At 52.7% G+C, this 16870-nt stretch carries 15 protein-coding genes; 2 read left to right on the forward strand and 13 right to left on the reverse strand.

The genetic code is table 11. The features are described 5' to 3' along the window. Positions 1-59 precede the first annotated feature (59 nt). On the reverse strand, positions 60-1763 hold the full coding sequence (locus EVJ32_RS07570; RefSeq protein ID WP_131457744.1) for a glycoside hydrolase family 13 protein: 1704 nt from the start codon (positions 1761-1763) through the stop codon (positions 60-62). 220 nt (positions 1764-1983) lie between these two features. Between EVJ32_RS07570 and EVJ32_RS07575 the strand changes: the two genes are divergently transcribed. Beyond that, complete coding sequence (locus tag EVJ32_RS07575) at positions 1984-2445, forward strand: GNAT family N-acetyltransferase (RefSeq protein WP_236636024.1); 462 nt, start codon at positions 1984-1986, stop codon at positions 2443-2445. Positions 2446-2644: 199 nt separating this feature from the next. Here the strand turns inward: EVJ32_RS07575 and EVJ32_RS07580 are convergent, their stop codons facing one another. From EVJ32_RS07580 to EVJ32_RS07615, 8 genes are all read right to left on the reverse strand, one after another. Further along, entirely contained in the window at positions 2645-3298 is a 654-nt protein-coding gene (locus EVJ32_RS07580) for a hypothetical protein (RefSeq protein ID WP_131457745.1), read from the reverse strand. A 76-nt stretch (positions 3299-3374) separates the two neighbouring features. Further along, positions 3375-4076 (reverse strand): hypothetical protein, encoded by a 702-nt coding sequence (locus EVJ32_RS07585; protein WP_131457746.1) that lies wholly within the window; start codon positions 4074-4076, stop codon positions 3375-3377. Positions 4077-4104: 28 nt separating this feature from the next. Continuing rightward, a complete protein-coding gene (locus EVJ32_RS07590; RefSeq protein ID WP_131457747.1) occupies positions 4105-5235 on the reverse strand; it encodes a glycosyltransferase family 4 protein in 1131 nt (376 codons plus the stop codon). Further along, the gene (locus EVJ32_RS07595) at positions 5223-6554 is read right to left on the reverse strand and encodes a nucleotide sugar dehydrogenase (RefSeq protein ID WP_131457748.1); all 1332 of its coding nucleotides are present in this window, start codon (positions 6552-6554) and stop codon (positions 5223-5225) included. Before EVJ32_RS07595 ends, EVJ32_RS07590 begins: the two co-directional genes overlap by 13 nt. Positions 6555-6564: 10 nt before the next feature. Continuing rightward, positions 6565-7932: a phenylacetate--CoA ligase family protein gene (locus tag EVJ32_RS07600; protein WP_131457749.1), complete on the reverse strand. Its 1368-nt coding sequence runs from the start codon at positions 7930-7932 to the stop codon at positions 6565-6567. A 24-nt stretch (positions 7933-7956) separates the two neighbouring features. After that, complete coding sequence (locus EVJ32_RS07605; RefSeq protein ID WP_131457769.1) at positions 7957-9300, reverse strand: phenylacetate--CoA ligase family protein; 1344 nt, start codon at positions 9298-9300, stop codon at positions 7957-7959. Further along, positions 9300-10328, reverse strand: coding sequence for an NAD-dependent epimerase (locus tag EVJ32_RS07610; protein ID WP_131457750.1), 1029 nt, complete (start codon positions 10326-10328; stop codon positions 9300-9302). Before EVJ32_RS07610 ends, EVJ32_RS07605 begins: the two co-directional genes overlap by 1 nt. After that, positions 10325-12238: a polysaccharide biosynthesis protein gene (locus tag EVJ32_RS07615; protein ID WP_131457751.1), complete on the reverse strand. Its 1914-nt coding sequence runs from the start codon at positions 12236-12238 to the stop codon at positions 10325-10327. Before EVJ32_RS07615 ends, EVJ32_RS07610 begins: the two co-directional genes overlap by 4 nt. A 448-nt stretch (positions 12239-12686) precedes the next feature. Here EVJ32_RS07615 and EVJ32_RS07620 point away from each other — a divergent pair, with 448 nt between their 5' ends. After that, positions 12687-13439, forward strand: a complete 753-nt coding sequence (locus tag EVJ32_RS07620; protein ID WP_131457752.1) for a homing endonuclease associated repeat-containing protein — start codon at positions 12687-12689, stop codon at positions 13437-13439. Positions 13440-13474: 35 nt separating this feature from the next. On the opposite strand, the gene EVJ32_RS07625 is transcribed toward EVJ32_RS07620, so the two are convergent. The 4 genes from EVJ32_RS07625 to speE form a co-directional block, all read right to left on the reverse strand. Continuing rightward, positions 13475-14425 (reverse strand): sodium-dependent bicarbonate transport family permease, encoded by a 951-nt coding sequence (locus tag EVJ32_RS07625; protein WP_131457753.1) that lies wholly within the window; start codon positions 14423-14425, stop codon positions 13475-13477. A 198-nt stretch (positions 14426-14623) separates the two neighbouring features. Beyond that, the gene (locus EVJ32_RS07630; protein WP_131457754.1) at positions 14624-14992 is read right to left on the reverse strand and encodes a Na-translocating system protein MpsC family protein; all 369 of its coding nucleotides are present in this window, start codon (positions 14990-14992) and stop codon (positions 14624-14626) included. A 2-nt stretch (positions 14993-14994) separates the two neighbouring features. Continuing rightward, on the reverse strand, positions 14995-15876 hold the full coding sequence (gene speB, locus EVJ32_RS07635; protein WP_131457755.1) for an agmatinase: 882 nt from the start codon (positions 15874-15876) through the stop codon (positions 14995-14997). Next, positions 15873-16712, reverse strand: a complete 840-nt coding sequence (gene speE, locus EVJ32_RS07640; protein WP_070328241.1) for a spermidine synthase — start codon at positions 16710-16712, stop codon at positions 15873-15875. The genes speB and speE overlap by 4 nt, the downstream gene beginning before the upstream one ends. Between the last annotated feature and the right edge of the window lie 158 nt (positions 16713-16870).

Below are 16870 nucleotides of genomic sequence, written 5' to 3' on the forward strand. Positions count from 1 at the left end.
TTTCCCGGTTCGTGCCAGCTTCACACTACAAAAAAGACAGGGTTTCCCCTGTCTTTTAGTCAGCTCAACTTGTAGACGCGTGCTTCGAACGGCTTCAAGTGGAGGAGCATCGTCTCATCATGCGCGTCGAGCGGCATGTTCCTCAAGACGACGTCGTCTGAACGAAGCATGATATCCGTCGCGAAGATCGCTTCTTTGCCCGTCAAGTTCGAGATGACGAGGTATTGCGTGTCACCGAGCGTCCGTGTGTAGGCGTAAATCTCCGGATGTTCCGGCAAGACGACGTCGTACTTGCCGTAGACGAACGTCTCGTCGTCTTTACGGAGACGGATCATCTCTTTATAGAAGTTGAGGATTGAATCCTCGTCCTCGAGCTGCGCGCCGACGTTGATGTCCGTATAGTTCGGATTGATACCGAACCATGGCTTCTCGGCGAACGTGAAGCCGGCGTTCGCGGCGTCGCTCCATTGCATCGGCGTCCGTGTGTTGTCACGCGACGAGTTCCACGTGATCTCCATCATCTCTTCATGGCTCTTGCCGTGCTCACGTCCGATATAGTAACGGTTACGTGTCGCGATGTCGTCGTACTGGTCGATCGAATCGAACTTCACGTTCGTCATCCCGATCTCTTGGCCTTGATAGATGAACGGTGTCCCTTGCATGAGGAAATACATCATTGCGATCGACTTGGCGCTCTCTTTCCAGTAACGCTCATCGTCGCCCCATGACGACACGGTCCGTGTCTGGTCGTGGTTTTCGACATACAAGGCGTTCCAGCCGTCTGCCTCGAGTCCTTTTTGCCATTTCGTCAAGACGTTCTTCAAATGGACGACATCTAATTTCGACTCGGCATCTTCACGCCAAAGGCCCATATGCTCGAATTGGAACACCATGTTCATCTTGCCGTCCTTCTCACCGACCCAAAGGTGGGCGTCGTCAGGCGAGACGCCGTTCGCTTCACCGACCGTCATGATGTCGTGTTTGTTGAACGTCTCGTCACGGAGTTCTTCCAGGTAGCCGTGGATGCCGTCGACGTTCATGTGCATCTCGAACGACGGCACGAAGTCGAGGCCTTCCGGGTTTGGAAGATCGCCGAACGACGGGTGTTTACGGATATGGCTGATGGCGTCGACGCGGAAGCCGTCGATGCCTTTGTCGAGCCACCAGTTGATCATGTTGTAGATCGTCTGGCGCATCTCAGCGTTCTCCCAGTTGAGGTCCGGCTGTTTCTTCGAGAAGACGTGCAAGAAATACTGTTCGGTCGTCTCGTCGAACTCCCAAGCCGAGCCGCCAAAGATCGACTCCCAGTTGTTCGGCTTCGAACCGTCGGGCTTCCCGTCGCGCCAAATGTACCAGTCACGCTTCGGATTGTCTTTCGAGCTCTTCGATTCGATGAACCACGGGTGCTCATCTGACGTGTGGTTGACGACGAGGTCCAAGAGCAGCTTCATGCCGCGCGCATGGACTTCTTCCAAGAGACGGTCAAAGTCTGCCATCGTCCCGAACTCGTCCATGATGTCCTCGTAGTCGCTAATGTCATAGCCGTTGTCGTCGTTCGGCGATTTGTACATCGGACAAATCCAGATGACGTCGACGCCGAGGTCTTTCAAATAATCGAGTTTGTCGATGATGCCTTGAATGTCCCCGATCCCGTCACCGTTCGCGTCGTAAAAACTGCGTGGGTAGATTTGATAGGCGACGGCTTCTTTCCACCAATTTCGTTGTAAAGTTTTTGTTTGTTGGTCACGTTGTAAAAGTTGCATATCTCAATAAGACTCCCTTGTCTCTAAACTCACTGCGCATCCTATATACTTATCCTATTACCAGTGCTATTTTTTCTTCTTACGGTTAGCGCAATCGTTTGCACGATTACAGTAAGTTTATCTTACCAAAAATCGTTCGCCGACACAAAGAAGTTTTAAATAGCTTACTCACCGTGTACCCTACACGATTTGAAAACTAATTGAAAGCGAGGCGACTCATATGATTCGTTTGGCCACCGTGTCCGACATATCTCCTATCGATAAGCTTATTTTAACGAAAGCAATGGAGTTTAAAGCAGCCGGCAAAACGCAATGGCAAAAATATTTAGAGCCGAGTCGGACCGATACTGTGACGTATGACGTCACGAACGGGACGGTGTACGTATATGAAGAGAACGACACCATCATCGGGGCGGTCAGTTTGATCCCGCCGACGTCGTGGGACGAGAACTTATGGAGTGACGCCGACACAGCCGTCTACGTGCATCGCCTCGTCGTCGACTCACGTCATAAAGGAAAACAGATTGGTACTCAATTGATGCGTCAGGCAATGGCCGGGGCAAAACGGATCCGGCTCGACTGCGTCGCGACGAACGGATTTTTGAACGACTATTATCTTCGCTTCGGCTTCAGCTACGCCGGCGAACGCGACGGTTTTTCCTTATTTGAAAAACAAGCTTGACGTGACGTCACGCTTTACGCTGCATTCAAGAAGGTGAGGCCTATGTAATCGAGTCAACAGCTCGCCAAGCTCGCCGGGACGACGGTTATCCTCTCTATGCGAAACGGGACGTACGATTCTGTTCTACCGGTCGCTCGATGTGATCCAACATTACTGCATCAAAAATAGCTGAAAGGCCAAAGCGAACTCGCTTTGGCCTTTACTCTGCCGTCCGTCGATCATACACGTCCTCTTCGAGCATCGATTCAATTTGACGACGCAAAAGCGGCAGAGCCGTCACAAGTTGAAGATAAGGATACGTCGCAAAGTTATCGGTGCCACCGACATAAAGGACGGACCGGTCGAGTACAGTCCAGCCTCTGTCGCTCCATTGTTCGATTTTCACTTCACAGACGTCAGGCTTAGCGCGAAACGCCCAGTACGCTTCAAGTTGTCCTTTGGCCATCGAAGGGCTGACCATTAAAATCGGACAATCAAGACGGTGCAGTCGGCTCATGTCGACGGATCCGGTCTCGTGCAAGATCACAAGTTGTGGTTGTAAGCGATCAAGCCACATCATCGTTCGTGCGTCATTCAGTGACGTGACACGCAACAGATGATGCGATGGGATCGGATTGTCGTTCAGCGGATAACGTGCTTGTAACTCTCGGACGCGCTGACGGCTGAATCGGCGCATGAGCGGTGACGTCAATCGAACGTATGATTGACGCATCCACTCGTTGATCGAGTCGGGCCGCACTTCAGCCGGACCGTCTTCTTTGATCACATGGGTCACCCCGAGATTCCGAATCGCCTGGTAAACATAAGTCGAAGTCGGATCCTCGCCGATACATAAGACGATCGGACGCGTCATAAGCCCTCCTCCTTCCCTCTCTTTGAAGCGTCATCGTCTGTCTCGTCTGTAAATTCTGGCCCCATCGCCGAAAGTGCTATGTCAAAAGAACCGAACATCTGTTGGATATCTTTAAGCGCCGGTCCTTTCCCGTCTTTTTTTGCCATATTTCATAACCCCATGGCGAGAGGACGGCCAAATCCTCACTCGCTTCTTTCAACGCCGATAGAATATCTTGTTCCGTGAACGCTTTACGCGTCGACAATCCGATTTCTTCGAGCGCTTGCGTCCAGGACCCGAAGCGCCGAACGACTTTTGTGATACTCGGACGTTGGTTCGCTTTCGCCCATTTCGCATACGTCGTCGAATTGAATGGTTCGATTTCATCGCTCGCATCGAGCAACGCTTGAATGATTTCAATCTTTTGGTCTTTTGCCATCATCCCGAGTAGATCGGCCTCGATCAATGCGACCTTCCAAGACCCAAACTGGATGACAACTTCCGTCAGCGTCGGAGCATCATGGTCGTGCGCCCATTTTCGGTAATCGGCACTACTGATCGAGCCAAGATCCTTCGCTGCCCGGCGAAGCGTTCGCAACATTTCCGACTTCGTGAAACGCGGCATCTGGTTTTCAAACCCGACGAGCCGCAGCACGTTCGTCCACGAACCATACACCTCTAACAGTTCGAGTACGGTCGGTCCGCCGTTCGCTTGTTGCCATTGCTGGTACATATGGATTGTGAGACGACCGTCATCGGCGGCCGTCCTCAACTGGTGAATCACTTGTTTCTCTTCCATGCCGCCTCCCCCTTTTATGTGTGACGACTCATCCCACTTCACGAGCGCTAATTTGCGCAAATAAATTGATTTGCCGTGTCAAAATTTTCGATTCATCGAACCGTTCCTCGACGACTTCGCGACCTCGGCGACCGTATGATTCGATACGATCCGAATGCTCGATGAACAATTCCATCGCCTCCGCGAGTGCTTGCGGTCGGGCCACCGGGACGAGGTATCCTGTCTCTCCGTCGATGACTTCTTCTCGACAGCCGCGGATGTTGGTCGCGATGACCGGAAGACCTGACGCCATCGCCTCTAAAATCGAGCGGGGGAGCCCTTCTCGATAAGACGGTAACAGAAAGATGTCATGACGGTTGAACAAAGACGGGGTGTCTGTGACGTATCCGACGTAATGAACGTTCGGATTGTCGACCAAGTGAGCTTCAACGAGTTTGGCGGTCTCTTGATCCCGCTCATTCGATAGCAACTCTCCGGCAATCGTGAGTGTCGCTCCCGGATGACGCGCAGACACTTCTTGAAACGCCTCGAGTAAATCGAGGATCCCCTTTTCTTTGACGAGGCGACCGACGAACAGAAACTTTAACTGCTTCGGGTCAACTGTTTTTTCAAGCGGTTGGAATCGAGCCAAATCAATCCCGTTCCCGAGATGAAGCAGACGGTCATCGCTTTTAAATTGTCGGGTCTTGGCAAGCGAATAATCTTCCTCACTTTGGAGCAGCAGCCAGTCGGTCGCGAGCGCGGCAAGCGACTTTTCGAGCCAAAACACGAGTTCGTAGGCGACCCGGCTCATCCGTTCATGGAAGTAAAAGCCATGGGCCGTGTACAGAATGTGCGGGGTGCGGGCGATTCGGGCCGCAACCCGTCCGAGCGCGGCCGCAACCGGCGTATGGACATGGATCGCGTCATACTTCTCCCGTCTCAGCAAGGCGACGAGCCCTTGAATCGTCTGCACGTTCCGCTTCGGATGGAATTTACGATCGATCGGCAGCGTATGGATGACCCAACCTTCCGCCCGCAACCGGTCCGTCCGGTCACCGTAGGCACAGGCGACATCGACTTGGTGCCCTTCGGCTTTAAGCGACTCGATGAGCGGACGCAACAGGACGTCAGCGGTCACGTCGACCGCGCAGAATTGAAGGATCTTTAAAGGCGCCATAAGTGGACCTCCTCTGGCTTCGTCGCTCGATTTAAGATGCCTTTCAAATCCATGACGATCCCTCGTCCCATCTTCAACTGACGTTCGGCGATTTTCCACCCGGCACTCACGAATTCATCGTGTGAGACGGCGTAGATGACGACTTCCGCCGGTTTGAGCTCATGGTAGGACTTTACTTGGAGCCCGTATTCTTGTTCGACTTCTTCATGGTGGACGAGCGGGTCGTACACTTGCACCTCAAGGCCGAACTCCTCGATTTCCCGCACGAGTGACGCGACTTTCGAATTACGGATATCACTGACGTTCTCTTTGAACGACATGCCGAGCACGGTGACCCGTGAGCCGAGTACCGGCATGTTTTGACGAATCATCGTTTTAATGAGCGACGTGGCGATGAAGCTACCCATCGTCTCGTTGATGCGCCGTCCGGCTAAAATAACCTCAGGGTGATAGCCGAGCATCTCAGACTTCATCGTCAAATAGAACGGGTCGACCCCGATACAGTGGCCACCGACGAGTCCGGGCCGGAAGTTCAGGAAGTTCCATTTCGTACCGGCCGCTTCTAACACTTCAAGCGTATCGATGTTCATCCGCTCGAAGATGATCGCGAGCTCATTCATCAATGCGATATTCAAATCCCGTTGCGTATTCTCGATCACTTTCGCGGCTTCGGCGACTTTGATTGACGAAGCGCGATGTACACCGGCATCGACGACCGTCTCATATACGGCTGCGACGATATCAAGCGTCTCCTCATCCTCGGCGGCGACGACTTTCTTGATCGTCCGGAACGTATTGACACGGTCCCCTGGATTGATACGCTCTGGCGAATAGCCGACTTTAAAATCAATCCCGGCCCGTAGACCCGACTCTCGTTCGAGTAGCGGGATGCACTCTTCTTCCGTCAGTCCAGGATAAACGGTCGACTCGTAGACGACAATCGCCCCGGGCCGTAGATACTTTCCGACGGTTCGCGTCGCGCTGCAGATCGGACCGAGGTCCGGTTGATTTTGTTCGTTGATCGGCGTCGGTACGGCGATGATGATAAAGTCCGCCTCTTCAAGCTGTGACGCGTCGGTCGTGTACGCGACTGAGGCGATTTCAAGCGATTCCCGCTCGACTTCTCGCGTGCTGTCGAGATGACCGTTCAGTTCGTTGATGCGGGCCTCATTAATATCAAATCCGATGACGTCTCCGACTTCTCCGAGCGCGACCGCGACCGGGAGACCGACGTACCCGAGTCCGACGACGGCGATATGGCGATTGGCAATGGTTCTTCGTGCTGTCCGTGATTCTGAGATGAGTTTGTCCATGTCCATCTGCCTCCAGTTATTGTGAAATTTGATTCATCAACTTTTCGACGACGATGACTTTTCCGTTCGGGCCTCGAGGAATTTGGTTGACCGGCGTCAACGTAATCTCGACGCCGTCTCCGACGAGCTCTTTCAACCCCCGTCGAAGCACTTGTTCATGCGACGAGGTGAAGCGATTTGGGTCTTTGATGTAGCGCATCTCGATGTGATGCAAATCGAACTGCCGAAACTGGACTTGAATGACCGAGTTCGGAAGCTCGCTGACGATCGTCGTCAAATCCCCTTCATAGACTTTGAGTCCTTTTGGCGTGACGATGAAATTAGTTTGCCGTCCCTCGATTGACTCGACATACGTCCCGCCTTGACCGCACGGACAAGTCCCTTCCCCAAACTTCATCCGGTCCCCGATCCGGTAGCGGACGAGCGGTGTGCCGTGGGTCGTAAAGCTCGTGACGAGAATTTCGCCGTCCTCCCCATAAGGCTCGATGACCCCCGTCTCGTGATGAAGATGCATCCGTCCATGACTGCACTCGCTCAAAATCGGTGCCCCTTCGGACGAGGCGTATTGGTCGAACACGGGCGCGTTGAACGCTTCTTCAAGCAACGACCGTCCAAACGCCGTGATCGTCTCTGACGTCGGGAACAAGGCGATCAGTTGGAAGTCGAGTTTGATGTTGTGCGCTTTAATGTATGAGGCCAGTTCAATCATGGCGGACGGGGCGCTATCGAGAACGATTGGTTTGAACCGATTCAGCTCCTCGATATAGTGCGGGATATTCGCCTCGGTCAGATGAAACAACGACAGCAACAGTTGATTCATCGGACGATTATACCGCCAAAACACGGGTGCCGCTTGATCCGGTTCACAAATGACGCGTCCCGTGAAACTGGCTCGTTTCATCCCTTTTTTAAAGCCGTGTTGTTCTTTAAAGTAATCCAAATGGGCCATCCGGATCTGATAATCTTCCGCTGTGAATTTCACTTGGAGCGACGCACCGGTCGTCCCGCCTGTCTTGCCGATAATGTCTGTCTTCACGTGCGAGTAGATTGCCGGGGTCGAGCGGACCGTTTCCTTCTCGAGTATCGGAATCTGTTTCAAATCTTCAATCGAGTCGAGCGGGAGCGATACGCCGGCCTCGTCGAATAACTGACGGTAATAGTCGTTGTTCGCTTCGCAAAATGCTAAAAAGTCATTGAGTCGTCGAAGCTGGTCTGCTCGAACGGCCGCGTCATCCGTCGGACGGTTGCGTAGTGCGACAAGTTCCTGCTCGTACGCTTTTCCGTAACGCTCTTGTGACAACTTCAAGCCGTAAAGTGACGTCATCCAGTTTTGAAGGCGGATCGGCGCCTTAAAATATACGTCCCGCAACGCGAAGATCGCCATAATCGAACTCCCCTTTTGTATGGGTCAGACGTGAAGTCGCTTCACGACCCGAATTTTTCCGTTTGGTTCTTTTTTGATGGCCGGCACATTTTTAAGACGGATTCGCATATTCGGTGTGAACAGTCGTTCCACTTCTTGCTTTAATATCGTCTCATGTTCGTTTTCGAACCGGTCCTCATCTTTGACATATAACATTTCAATCTGGTCGATCTCATGTTGGAGCACTTGGACTTGAAGTACCGAGTTCGGCAGTACGGCGACGGTCGCCGTCAAGTCGCCTTCGAACACTTTATAACCTTCCGGTGTCTCGACGTAATTCATTTGACGGCCATCGATCGACGAGATGACCGTACCCGTCTGGCCGCACGGACACGTCTCATCGCTGAGCGTCATCCGGTCTCCGATCCGATAACGGACGAGCGGCGTGCCGTGGGTCGTGAAGCTCGTGACGAGCACTTCTCCGTCCTCCCCGGCCTCAATGATGCCGCTCTCCGGATGGAGGTGCATCCGTCCATGCTGACATTCGGTGACGAGCGGTGCGCCTTCTGAAGAAGCGTATTGGTCGTATACCGGGGCGTCGAAAACCTCCTCGAGCAACGCGCGTCCCCATGGCGACAACGTTTCGGATGTCGGAAAGATGGCGATTGGCTTGAACGTCAAGCGCATATCCGTGTCTTTTAAATACTTGGCGACTTCGATCATCGCGGACGGCGAACCGTCGAGGGCGTCAGGTTGAAAGTCGTTCAATGATTCGACGTAGGCCGGGATTGTTTTCGGATGAAAGTGAACGACCGAGTAGAGCATCTGTTTCATCGGAGCGTTATAACGCCAATAGACCGGCTCTTCCTGGCCGCGCGGACAAATCATCCGATCGGTGAAACTCGCCCGCTTCATCCCTTTTGTAAAGCCGTGCTGCTCTTTAAAGTAATCCAAGTGGGCCATGCGGGCTTGATAATCTTCGACCGTGAATCGGACTTGGAGTGCCGTCCCGGTCGTTCCACCCGTACACCCGATAATTGGTGCTTTAACGTCCGAGAAAATAGTCGGTTCGGTACGAAGTGTCTCTTTCTCAAGCACTGGAATTTGTTTCAAATCGCTCAGTTGCAGAAGCGGTAGCTCCACGTGATGGCGGTCAAACAAGTCTCGGTAGTAGCTGTTATGCGTCTGACAGAACTTGAGGAACCGATTGAGCTGGTTTAATTGGGTTGTTTGCGGATCGACGAGCCGTTGACTTCGGAGCTTGGTCAACTTTTTATCGTAATAGGGACCGTAACGCTCACGATATAACTTCAACCCGTATAGCGAGATGAGCCAATTTTGGACTGGTAACGAGGAGTTGCTATAGATTTTGTCTTGAAGTGACATCATCACTCGATTCCCTCCTTTAACGCATGGTGATACGCGATATACCAATCGATAAATTCATGCACCCCTTGTTCAATCGGGGTCTGTGGTTGAAAATCAATCGCTTCATACAGTTCCGATGAATCGGCAAAACTTTCCGGCACGTCACCCGGCTGCAGCGGGAGTTCGTTCACGATTGCTCGCTTCCCGAGTTTTTTCTCGATGATCCGAATAAAATCCATCAGCTGGACCGGACTATGATTGCCGACATTGTACACACGGAACGGGACATCACTTCGGTCCGGGAGCGGGTCGTGATAGTCAAACTCTTCGTCAGCGAACGGTTGAACGTCCATCAAGCGGACGATCGACTCAATCACATCGTCGACGTAAGTGAAGTCACGGGCCATTTGCCCATAGTTATAGACGTCGATCGGTTCACCTTTTATAATGGCTTCTGTGAATTTGTACAGCGCCATATCCGGTCTGCCCCATGGTCCATAGACGCTGAAAAATCGTAACCCGGTCGTCTTTAGACCGAACAGATGGCTATACGTGTGGGCCATCAGTTCATTCGCTTTCTTCGAAGCCGCATATAACGAGAGCGGATGATCGACCGGGTGCTGTTCAGAGAACGGCATCTTTTGGTTCGAGCCGTACACGGAGCTTGATGATGCATAAATCAATTGCTCAATCGGGAAGTTCCGGCACGCCTCAAGGATGTTTAAAAATCCGACGATATTCGACTGTATATAAGCGTCCGGATTTTCAAGACTGTAGCGGACACCTGCTTGCGCAGCCAAGTTGACGACGATGTCAGGACTCCGTTTCTCGAACACCCGTGTGACAGCCATTTTGTTCTCGAGCGAGTCCCGATACAGTTTGAAGTTCGGGTGCGTCAAGACATAGAGACGCGCCTCTTTCAAATGAGGATCGTAGTAATCATTCACTTCATCAATGCCGACGACGTGGTGCCCTTCTCGCAACAGCCGGCGCGCCAAATGAAAGCCGATGAACCCGGCGACACCTGTGACGAGCACAGTCTTTTTCATAACGTCTTCCTCCTTTGAGTTGGGTCGCTCGAGCGAATTCGAACAGGCTCGATCTGAGGCGCGAACATATCTGCCATCACTTCTTCCGGGATTTCGCTATTGGCGACGAACAAGAGGAAGGACGTCAATGCGCTTTGTTGGTCAAGCAGATGTTCAATCGTACGTAAAATTGGTTCGACCGATTTGAACGATCGCGTACAGCCGACAAAAATTTTATCGTACACTTGATTTTCGCTGCGTTCGCTCGTGGCAAGCAGCTCCTCATACAACTTCTCGCCCGGCCGGATTCCGCTGTATTCAATCGGAATTTGCTCAAGCGTGAAGCCGCTGAGCGTGATCATCCGTCGGGCCAAGTCGACGATTTTGACCGGCTGTCCCATATCAAGGACGAACACCTCACCGCCATTCGCGCGAACACTTGCTTGAACGACGAGCCGACTCGCCTCGGGGATGGTCATAAAGTAACGCGTCATCTCGGGATGTGTCACCGTGATCGGACCACCACGTTCAATCTGTTCTTTGAACAACGGGACGACCGAGCCGCGACTGCCGAGGACGTTACCGAACCGAACGACCGAGAACGTCGTCGCACTATGACGCGCTTGTTGCTGCACAATCATCTCGGCGACCCGTTTCGTCGCGCCCATCACGTTCGTCGGATTGACCGCCTTGTCTGTCGAAATCATGACGAAACGTTCGACGTTAAACAAATCAGCGACTTCGACCATATTTTTCGTACCATAGATGTTGTTCTTCACAGCCTCTTTCGGGTTCCCTTCCATGAGCGGGACGTGTTTATGGGCCGCCGCGTGATAGACGATCTCAGGCTCGAACTGTTCGAATACTTCCATCAACCGCGCCCGGTCTTGGACGTCCCCAATGATCGGACAAATCTCCGTTTCCGTTTGTAAGTCTTTAAGTTCGCGGTCAATCGAATAAATGCTGTTCTCGCCATGTCCGAACAAGACGAGACGTCCCGGTTCGAATTTGATTAACTGCCGGCATAGCTCAGATCCAATCGAACCGCCAGCACCTGAAATTAAAATGGTCGTGCCTTTTAGCTTATGTGAGATCTCGGATACGTTGAGTTGGACCGGCTCTCGTCCGAGCAAGTCCTCAATCGCCACTTCCCTGATCTCATTCATCGATACTTTTCCGGAAGCAAGCTCTGAGAGCATCGGCAACGCATGTGATTCGACGCCTGTCTTCTCGATTCGCTTGAGCAGTTGCAGCCGCTTGCTGTAAGGCAGGGACGGAATCGCGAGAACAACGACTTCAATTCCGAGCTCTTCAATTTTTCGCTCGAGCGCATCAATCGGGCCAATGACCGGTGTCCCGTGGATATAGAGCCGTTGCAGGAACGGATTGTCGTCTAAAATACCGACAACGTTTAACACGCTCGTCCGATGTTCTTTCAACTCTTTCGTGATCTTTTGTCCTGAGTCCCCACCGCCGATGATGAGTGCCGCTTTCCCGCTCGGCGGAGCGTTCCGGAAGCGGAAGAAAGAGCGGGTTCTCGCCACGATCCGGATGAACAGCATCCCGTTGAACGCGAGCAGGCTCTGGACGAACAGCGCTTGATACGATACATTCTTTAACACGACGAGGGCACCACCGAGGACAAGTAAATCACTCGTGAGCAACACGAGGGCGAGCAATTGTAGCTCACGCATCGAACCGTACCGCCAGTCAATCCGATAAACGCGTGTCAGCCACCCGAGGACGAGCAGAGCTGTACTCTTCAGCGCTAAAATCGTCATCAACTTCGTCGTGTCGTCGGAGACGGTCGTGTCATGAGCGAACAACAGTTTGAACGTGAGAAAGATGGCCGCCGCCGCGATCGTCACGTCGAGCATCATAAGCATCGTGTTTTTTCGGTCCATCGGATAATGATTGAATCGAATAGTCATCCTGTCACCACCTTTAAAGATTGCCGAATGTAACCGGGTTATTCGCTGATGCTAGATTAGTACCCGTTCGAGATTCACAATCTGAAAGAAAACCATAGCTTTTTCATAGCAACGAAATTTAGCCATCAAACAGTTTTACGAATGTATGATGGCCATTTCTTTTTGTTTGTGAATATTTCCGCACTAAATGGGTAATATTGAAAGTATATGAGTCGTGAATTAGGTGTAAATTGTCAATAAGGAGGGGAATTTAGAAATAAGTAAGCATGCATGCTCGTCACATGATTTCTTCACGACTTGCTTACACCGTCAGTCACGAGCCATTTATGTTCGTTGTCAACCGCAGTCGCGCCCTCGACCGTTTAGGCTTTCCTTGAGGACCATTACTGTTCAACCACACCATGACCTTTGAAGCAATCAAGTGCTTCTAAAAAGGAGAGACATCACGATGAAAAGATGGACAGAGCAGCAAATCATCTCATGCCTACAACAAGCAGCGAATGAACTCAAAGAATTCGATACGAAACAATACACACTCTGGGCCCGCAGCAAAGACGTCCCTTCCCTCTCGACCGTGATTTACAAATTCGGTTCCTGGCGCGAAGCCGTTCAAGCCGCTGAAATCAAAATGATGTACCGCTATTATTCGGACGAAGATATTTTAACCGCATTAAACGAGGCTGCCGAAGAGCTCGACATCTTTACGAGCCAAACGTATCGGGAGTGGGCCAAAGTCGCACAAGCCCCATCGCTCACCCTGATCAGCAGCCGGTTCGGCTCGTGGTCAAACGCACTGCGCGAAGCGAAGTTGCAGACGACGACGGCCCGCAATAACGAGGAGCGCATCATTCAAGCACTCATCGAGGCGTCCGCCGAACTGACACGTCTCACTTCACAGCACTACGCTGTCTGGGCGCAGGAGAAGGGATATCCGACCGTGGCGACGATTGCCCGGAAGTACGGTTCCTGGAGCTACGCCTTGTTCGTCCTCGATATTGCCCCACCGAAACGAAAATGGGACGAAGAAGACGTCATCGAGGCGCTCCGGGTTGCTAAAGATGAATTAAACCATTTCAGCATCCTTCACTACCGCAAATGGGCCGAAGGACGAAACGTGCCGAGCACGTCGACAATCAACGCCTTGTTCGGCAGCTGGACCGCCGCTTTGAAATGTATGGAACAACAGCAAGTCATCACATGACAAAAGCGCCGTCTCTCGATGAGACGGCGCTTTTGTCATGTGACGATCGTGATGAACAGCGGGATACCGACGAGCAAATTGAACGGGAACGTGACGGCGAGGGCGAGCGTCAAATAAAACGACGGCTCGGCTTCCGGGACGGACGCCTGGAGCATCGCCGGCGCCGCGATGTAAGAGCCGCTCGCAGCGAGCGTCATGAGCAAGATCGTACCCCCGTCAGACAAACCGGCCAGTCCGGCTGCAAAGTAGCCGACAATGGCCCCGATGAGCGGGAACATCGTCCCGACAATTAAAAACTTCATGCCGTAGGCCGGGACGTCTTTCAGCTGATGGCCGACCTTGACCCCAAGGCTCAGTAAGAATAAGAGTAAGACGCCCGGGAACAAGTCGACGAAGAATGGTGTCAGCGCCGACGTGTCCGGCGTGACGAATCCGACGACAAGGCCGGCGATGAGCAAGAGGATGCTCTTTGAGAGCATACTGTCCCGGATGACGGTGAACGACTGGCTCGGGGCGGCCGTGATGCCGAGCACACGCGTCTGGTTGTACAGTAAGAGCGCGACGACGAGACCGGGAATCTCGAGGACGACGACGAGCGTCGTCATGAACGGTTCATAGCTGATACCGAGCCGCTCGAGCTGGGCGGTCGCAGCGACATACGTCACAAGCGAGACCGAACCGAACGTCGCCGCCATGGCGATCCGTTCGTGAAAGCTGAACTTGAGCAGACGACCGAGCCCAAAGGCGACGAGCGGTAAAACCATCCCGAGGACGAGCGTCACGGCGAGCGGTGCCGCAAGCTCGTCAAGCGAGACAGCGGCGAGTCCCATGCCGCCTTTTAACCCGATGGCGAGCAGCAGATAAATGTTAAGCGTCACACTGAGCGATTCGGGGATTCTTAAATTCGACTTTCCGAGGGCGGCAATCACGCCCGTCACGAACAGGAGCACCGGGGCGCTCGTCAATAAAAACGTCAATAGTTCCATTGTTTCCTCCTAGACGACAAAAGCGCACACCAAAGAAAGGTGTGCGCTGCATGCCGACGGCTCGAACACGGTCGTTCCGTCTAGCCGACAACTGTCGGGGTAGTTTTTGACAGCTCCGTTTCAGGACGGCGGTGGAAAGTTCCCGTAGGCATTCTCCACCAATCCTGACGCGTCTCTGCTTCTAGTGTAAAAATGTCGTTACGCCTTGTCAATCACATCGTCCCACGGTGCATCCAACCGAAAGACGATGAGGCGTTCGCCTGTCTTCGTGCTGATGTCCGTATGGAGCGACACGAGCCGTCTCCCGAGTACGTCATGAATGATTGTCTCGAGTTGGACCCGGCCGGATTCGACTAGGTTGTTGCGGTATTTCTTTAACTGATCGCGACCACTCGACTTCGCGGCGAGTTCATACTCGGCCGGGGTCAAGACGCCTTGCAGCGTCACGATGGCCAAATCGCGGAGCAGGTCACTCTTACACGTTAATGAACCGCGCCCGAGATACTCTTTCTCCCATTGGGTGATCCGGGCGCTCAGTTCCATCTCGAGCTGACCTTTTTTTTTCATCGTTACTTCACGAATCCGATCATCATCTCGCGAAGGATCTTCGCGGCGGCAATCGCCGTCATGTCTGACTGATCATACGCCGGTGACACTTCGACGAGGTCGGCACCGATGATATCAAGGTCAGCATTGGCGATGGCATGGACCGACTCGAGCAACTCTTTCGTCGTGATGCCGCCGATCTCTTGCGTGCCGGTTCCCGGTGCTGCCGACGGGTCAAGGACGTCGATGTCGATTGTGACGTACACTTTTTTGCCGGCGAGCGTCGGCAAGACGCGCTTGAGCGGTTCGAGTACTTCATATTTGTACAAGTTGTAGCCGACTTCTTTTGCCCAGTCGAACTCTTCTTTCATCCCCGAACGAATCCCGAACGAGTAGCAGTTCGACGGTCCAATCAAGTTGGCCGCTTTTTTGAGCGGTGTCGAGTGCGAGAGCGGCTCGCCTTCGTAATCGTCACGAAGGTCGGTGTGCGCGTCGATGTGCAAGATGACGAAGTCGGCCCCGTACGCGTCATGCATCGCTTTGATGACCGGCCACGTGACGAGGTGTTCGCCGCCCATACCGAGCGGGAACTTTCCTTCCTTGATGACGTCTTTGACGAACGACTCGATCATGTCGAGCGATTTTTGGGCGTTGCCGAACGGAAGCGGGATGTCCCCTGCGTCATAGACGGCCGCTTCGTTCAAGTCCCCGTCAAGGTACGGGCTGTATTCTTCAAGTCCGATCGACACTTCACGGATGCGGTTCGGACCGAAACGTGAGCCCGGACGGAAACTGACCGTCCAGTCCATCGGCATGCCGTAAAGGACCGTCTTCGCATCCGTCACTTCCGGCAGGCTCGCGATAAACACTTTTCCTGAGTAGGCTTCATCGAATCGTTTGATCATTTCGTCAAGTCCTCCACGAATTTAGGAAGTACGAACGCCGCCGAGTGAAGCGCTGGCGTATAGTATTTCGTCTCGATGTCGTGGAACCGCTCAGCCGGTACTTGAAGCGGGTCGTACTTCTTCGAGCCGATCGTGAACGTCCATAAGCCGCTCGGATACGTCGGTACGTTGGCTGTGTACAGCTTCGTGATTGGGAAGATCTCTTTCACGTCACGCTGTACCGTTTGGATGAGTTCTGGTGTGAACCACGGGTTATCCGACTGCGCGACAAAAATTCCATCGTCTTTGAGTGCTTTCGAGATTCCCGCATAGAACCCTTTCGTGAACAAGTTCGCTGCCGGTCCGACCGGTTCAGTCGAATCGACCATGATGACGTCGTACTCGTTTTCAGATTTCGCGATGTGCATGAAGCCGTCGCCGACGATGACTTCGACGCGCGGATTGTCAAGCTCACCCGCAATATTTGGCAAGTATTTCTTCGAATATTCGATCACTTTCCCGTCGATGTCGACAAGAACCGCTTTCTCGACTGTTGGGTGTTTCATAATCTCACGGATAACTCCACCGTCGCCGCCGCCGACCACGAGAACGTGTTTCGGGTTAGGGTGCGTGAACAGTGGCACGTGCGCCACCATCTCGTGATAGACGAATTCGTCTTTATCCGTCGTCATGACCATTCCGTCAAGCAACAACATTGTACCGAACTCGTCCGTTTCGACCATCTCTAGTCGTTGAAACTCCGTTTGTTCGCTCTCATAAACGTGGTTAACCCGGAACGTGATCCCGTAATCTTCTGTCTGGTGCTCCGTAAACCATAACTTTAATTTTTGGTCCATCGATAGAACCCCTTTCTGTTCAAAAAGTTGTTCGTATGCGAGTGGCGTTTTGAGGCGCTTCTTATTCATACGATAGGAAGTATACAAAAACTGTCCGCATTTTGCACGATTTTTTTATTTATTCGTCCAGATGTGTGATTTTTCCATGTGGTTTAGCC

Origin of the sequence: Exiguobacterium sp. SH5S4 (assembly GCF_004337045.1) — a bacterium.
GTDB lineage: Bacteria > Bacillota > Bacilli > Exiguobacteriales > Exiguobacteriaceae > Exiguobacterium > Exiguobacterium aurantiacum_A.

Bases quoted from the DNA above. Each gene is read 5' to 3' on its own strand.
- EVJ32_RS07580 (WP_131457745.1), bottom strand. From the start codon at position 3,298: ATGACGCGTCCGATCGTCTTATGTATCGGCGAGGATCCGACTTCGACT.
- EVJ32_RS07630 (WP_131457754.1), bottom strand. From the start codon at position 14,992: ATGAAAAAAAAAGGTCAGCTCGAGATGGAACTGAGCGCCCGGATCACC.
- speE (WP_070328241.1), bottom strand. From the start codon at position 16,712: ATGGACCAAAAATTAAAGTTATGGTTTACGGAGCACCAGACAGAAGAT.
- EVJ32_RS07600 (WP_131457749.1), bottom strand. From the start codon at position 7,932: ATGGCGATCTTCGCGTTGCGGGACGTATATTTTAAGGCGCCGATCCGC.
- EVJ32_RS07610 (WP_131457750.1), bottom strand. From the start codon at position 10,328: ATGAAAAAGACTGTGCTCGTCACAGGTGTCGCCGGGTTCATCGGCTTT.
- EVJ32_RS07625 (WP_131457753.1), bottom strand. From the start codon at position 14,425: ATGGAACTATTGACGTTTTTATTGACGAGCGCCCCGGTGCTCCTGTTC.
- speB (WP_131457755.1), bottom strand. From the start codon at position 15,876: ATGATCAAACGATTCGATGAAGCCTACTCAGGAAAAGTGTTTATCGCG.
- EVJ32_RS07590 (WP_131457747.1), bottom strand. From the start codon at position 5,235: ATGGCGCCTTTAAAGATCCTTCAATTCTGCGCGGTCGACGTGACCGCT.
- EVJ32_RS07570 (WP_131457744.1), bottom strand. From the start codon at position 1,763: ATGCAACTTTTACAACGTGACCAACAAACAAAAACTTTACAACGAAAT.
- EVJ32_RS07615 (WP_131457751.1), bottom strand. From the start codon at position 12,238: ATGACTATTCGATTCAATCATTATCCGATGGACCGAAAAAACACGATG.
- EVJ32_RS07595 (WP_131457748.1), bottom strand. From the start codon at position 6,554: ATGGACATGGACAAACTCATCTCAGAATCACGGACAGCACGAAGAACC.
- EVJ32_RS07605 (WP_131457769.1), bottom strand. From the start codon at position 9,300: ATGATGTCACTTCAAGACAAAATCTATAGCAACTCCTCGTTACCAGTC.
- EVJ32_RS07585 (WP_131457746.1), bottom strand. From the start codon at position 4,076: ATGGAAGAGAAACAAGTGATTCACCAGTTGAGGACGGCCGCCGATGAC.
- EVJ32_RS07620 (WP_131457752.1), top strand. From the start codon at position 12,687: ATGAAAAGATGGACAGAGCAGCAAATCATCTCATGCCTACAACAAGCA.
- EVJ32_RS07575 (WP_236636024.1), top strand. From the start codon at position 1,984: ATGATTCGTTTGGCCACCGTGTCCGACATATCTCCTATCGATAAGCTT.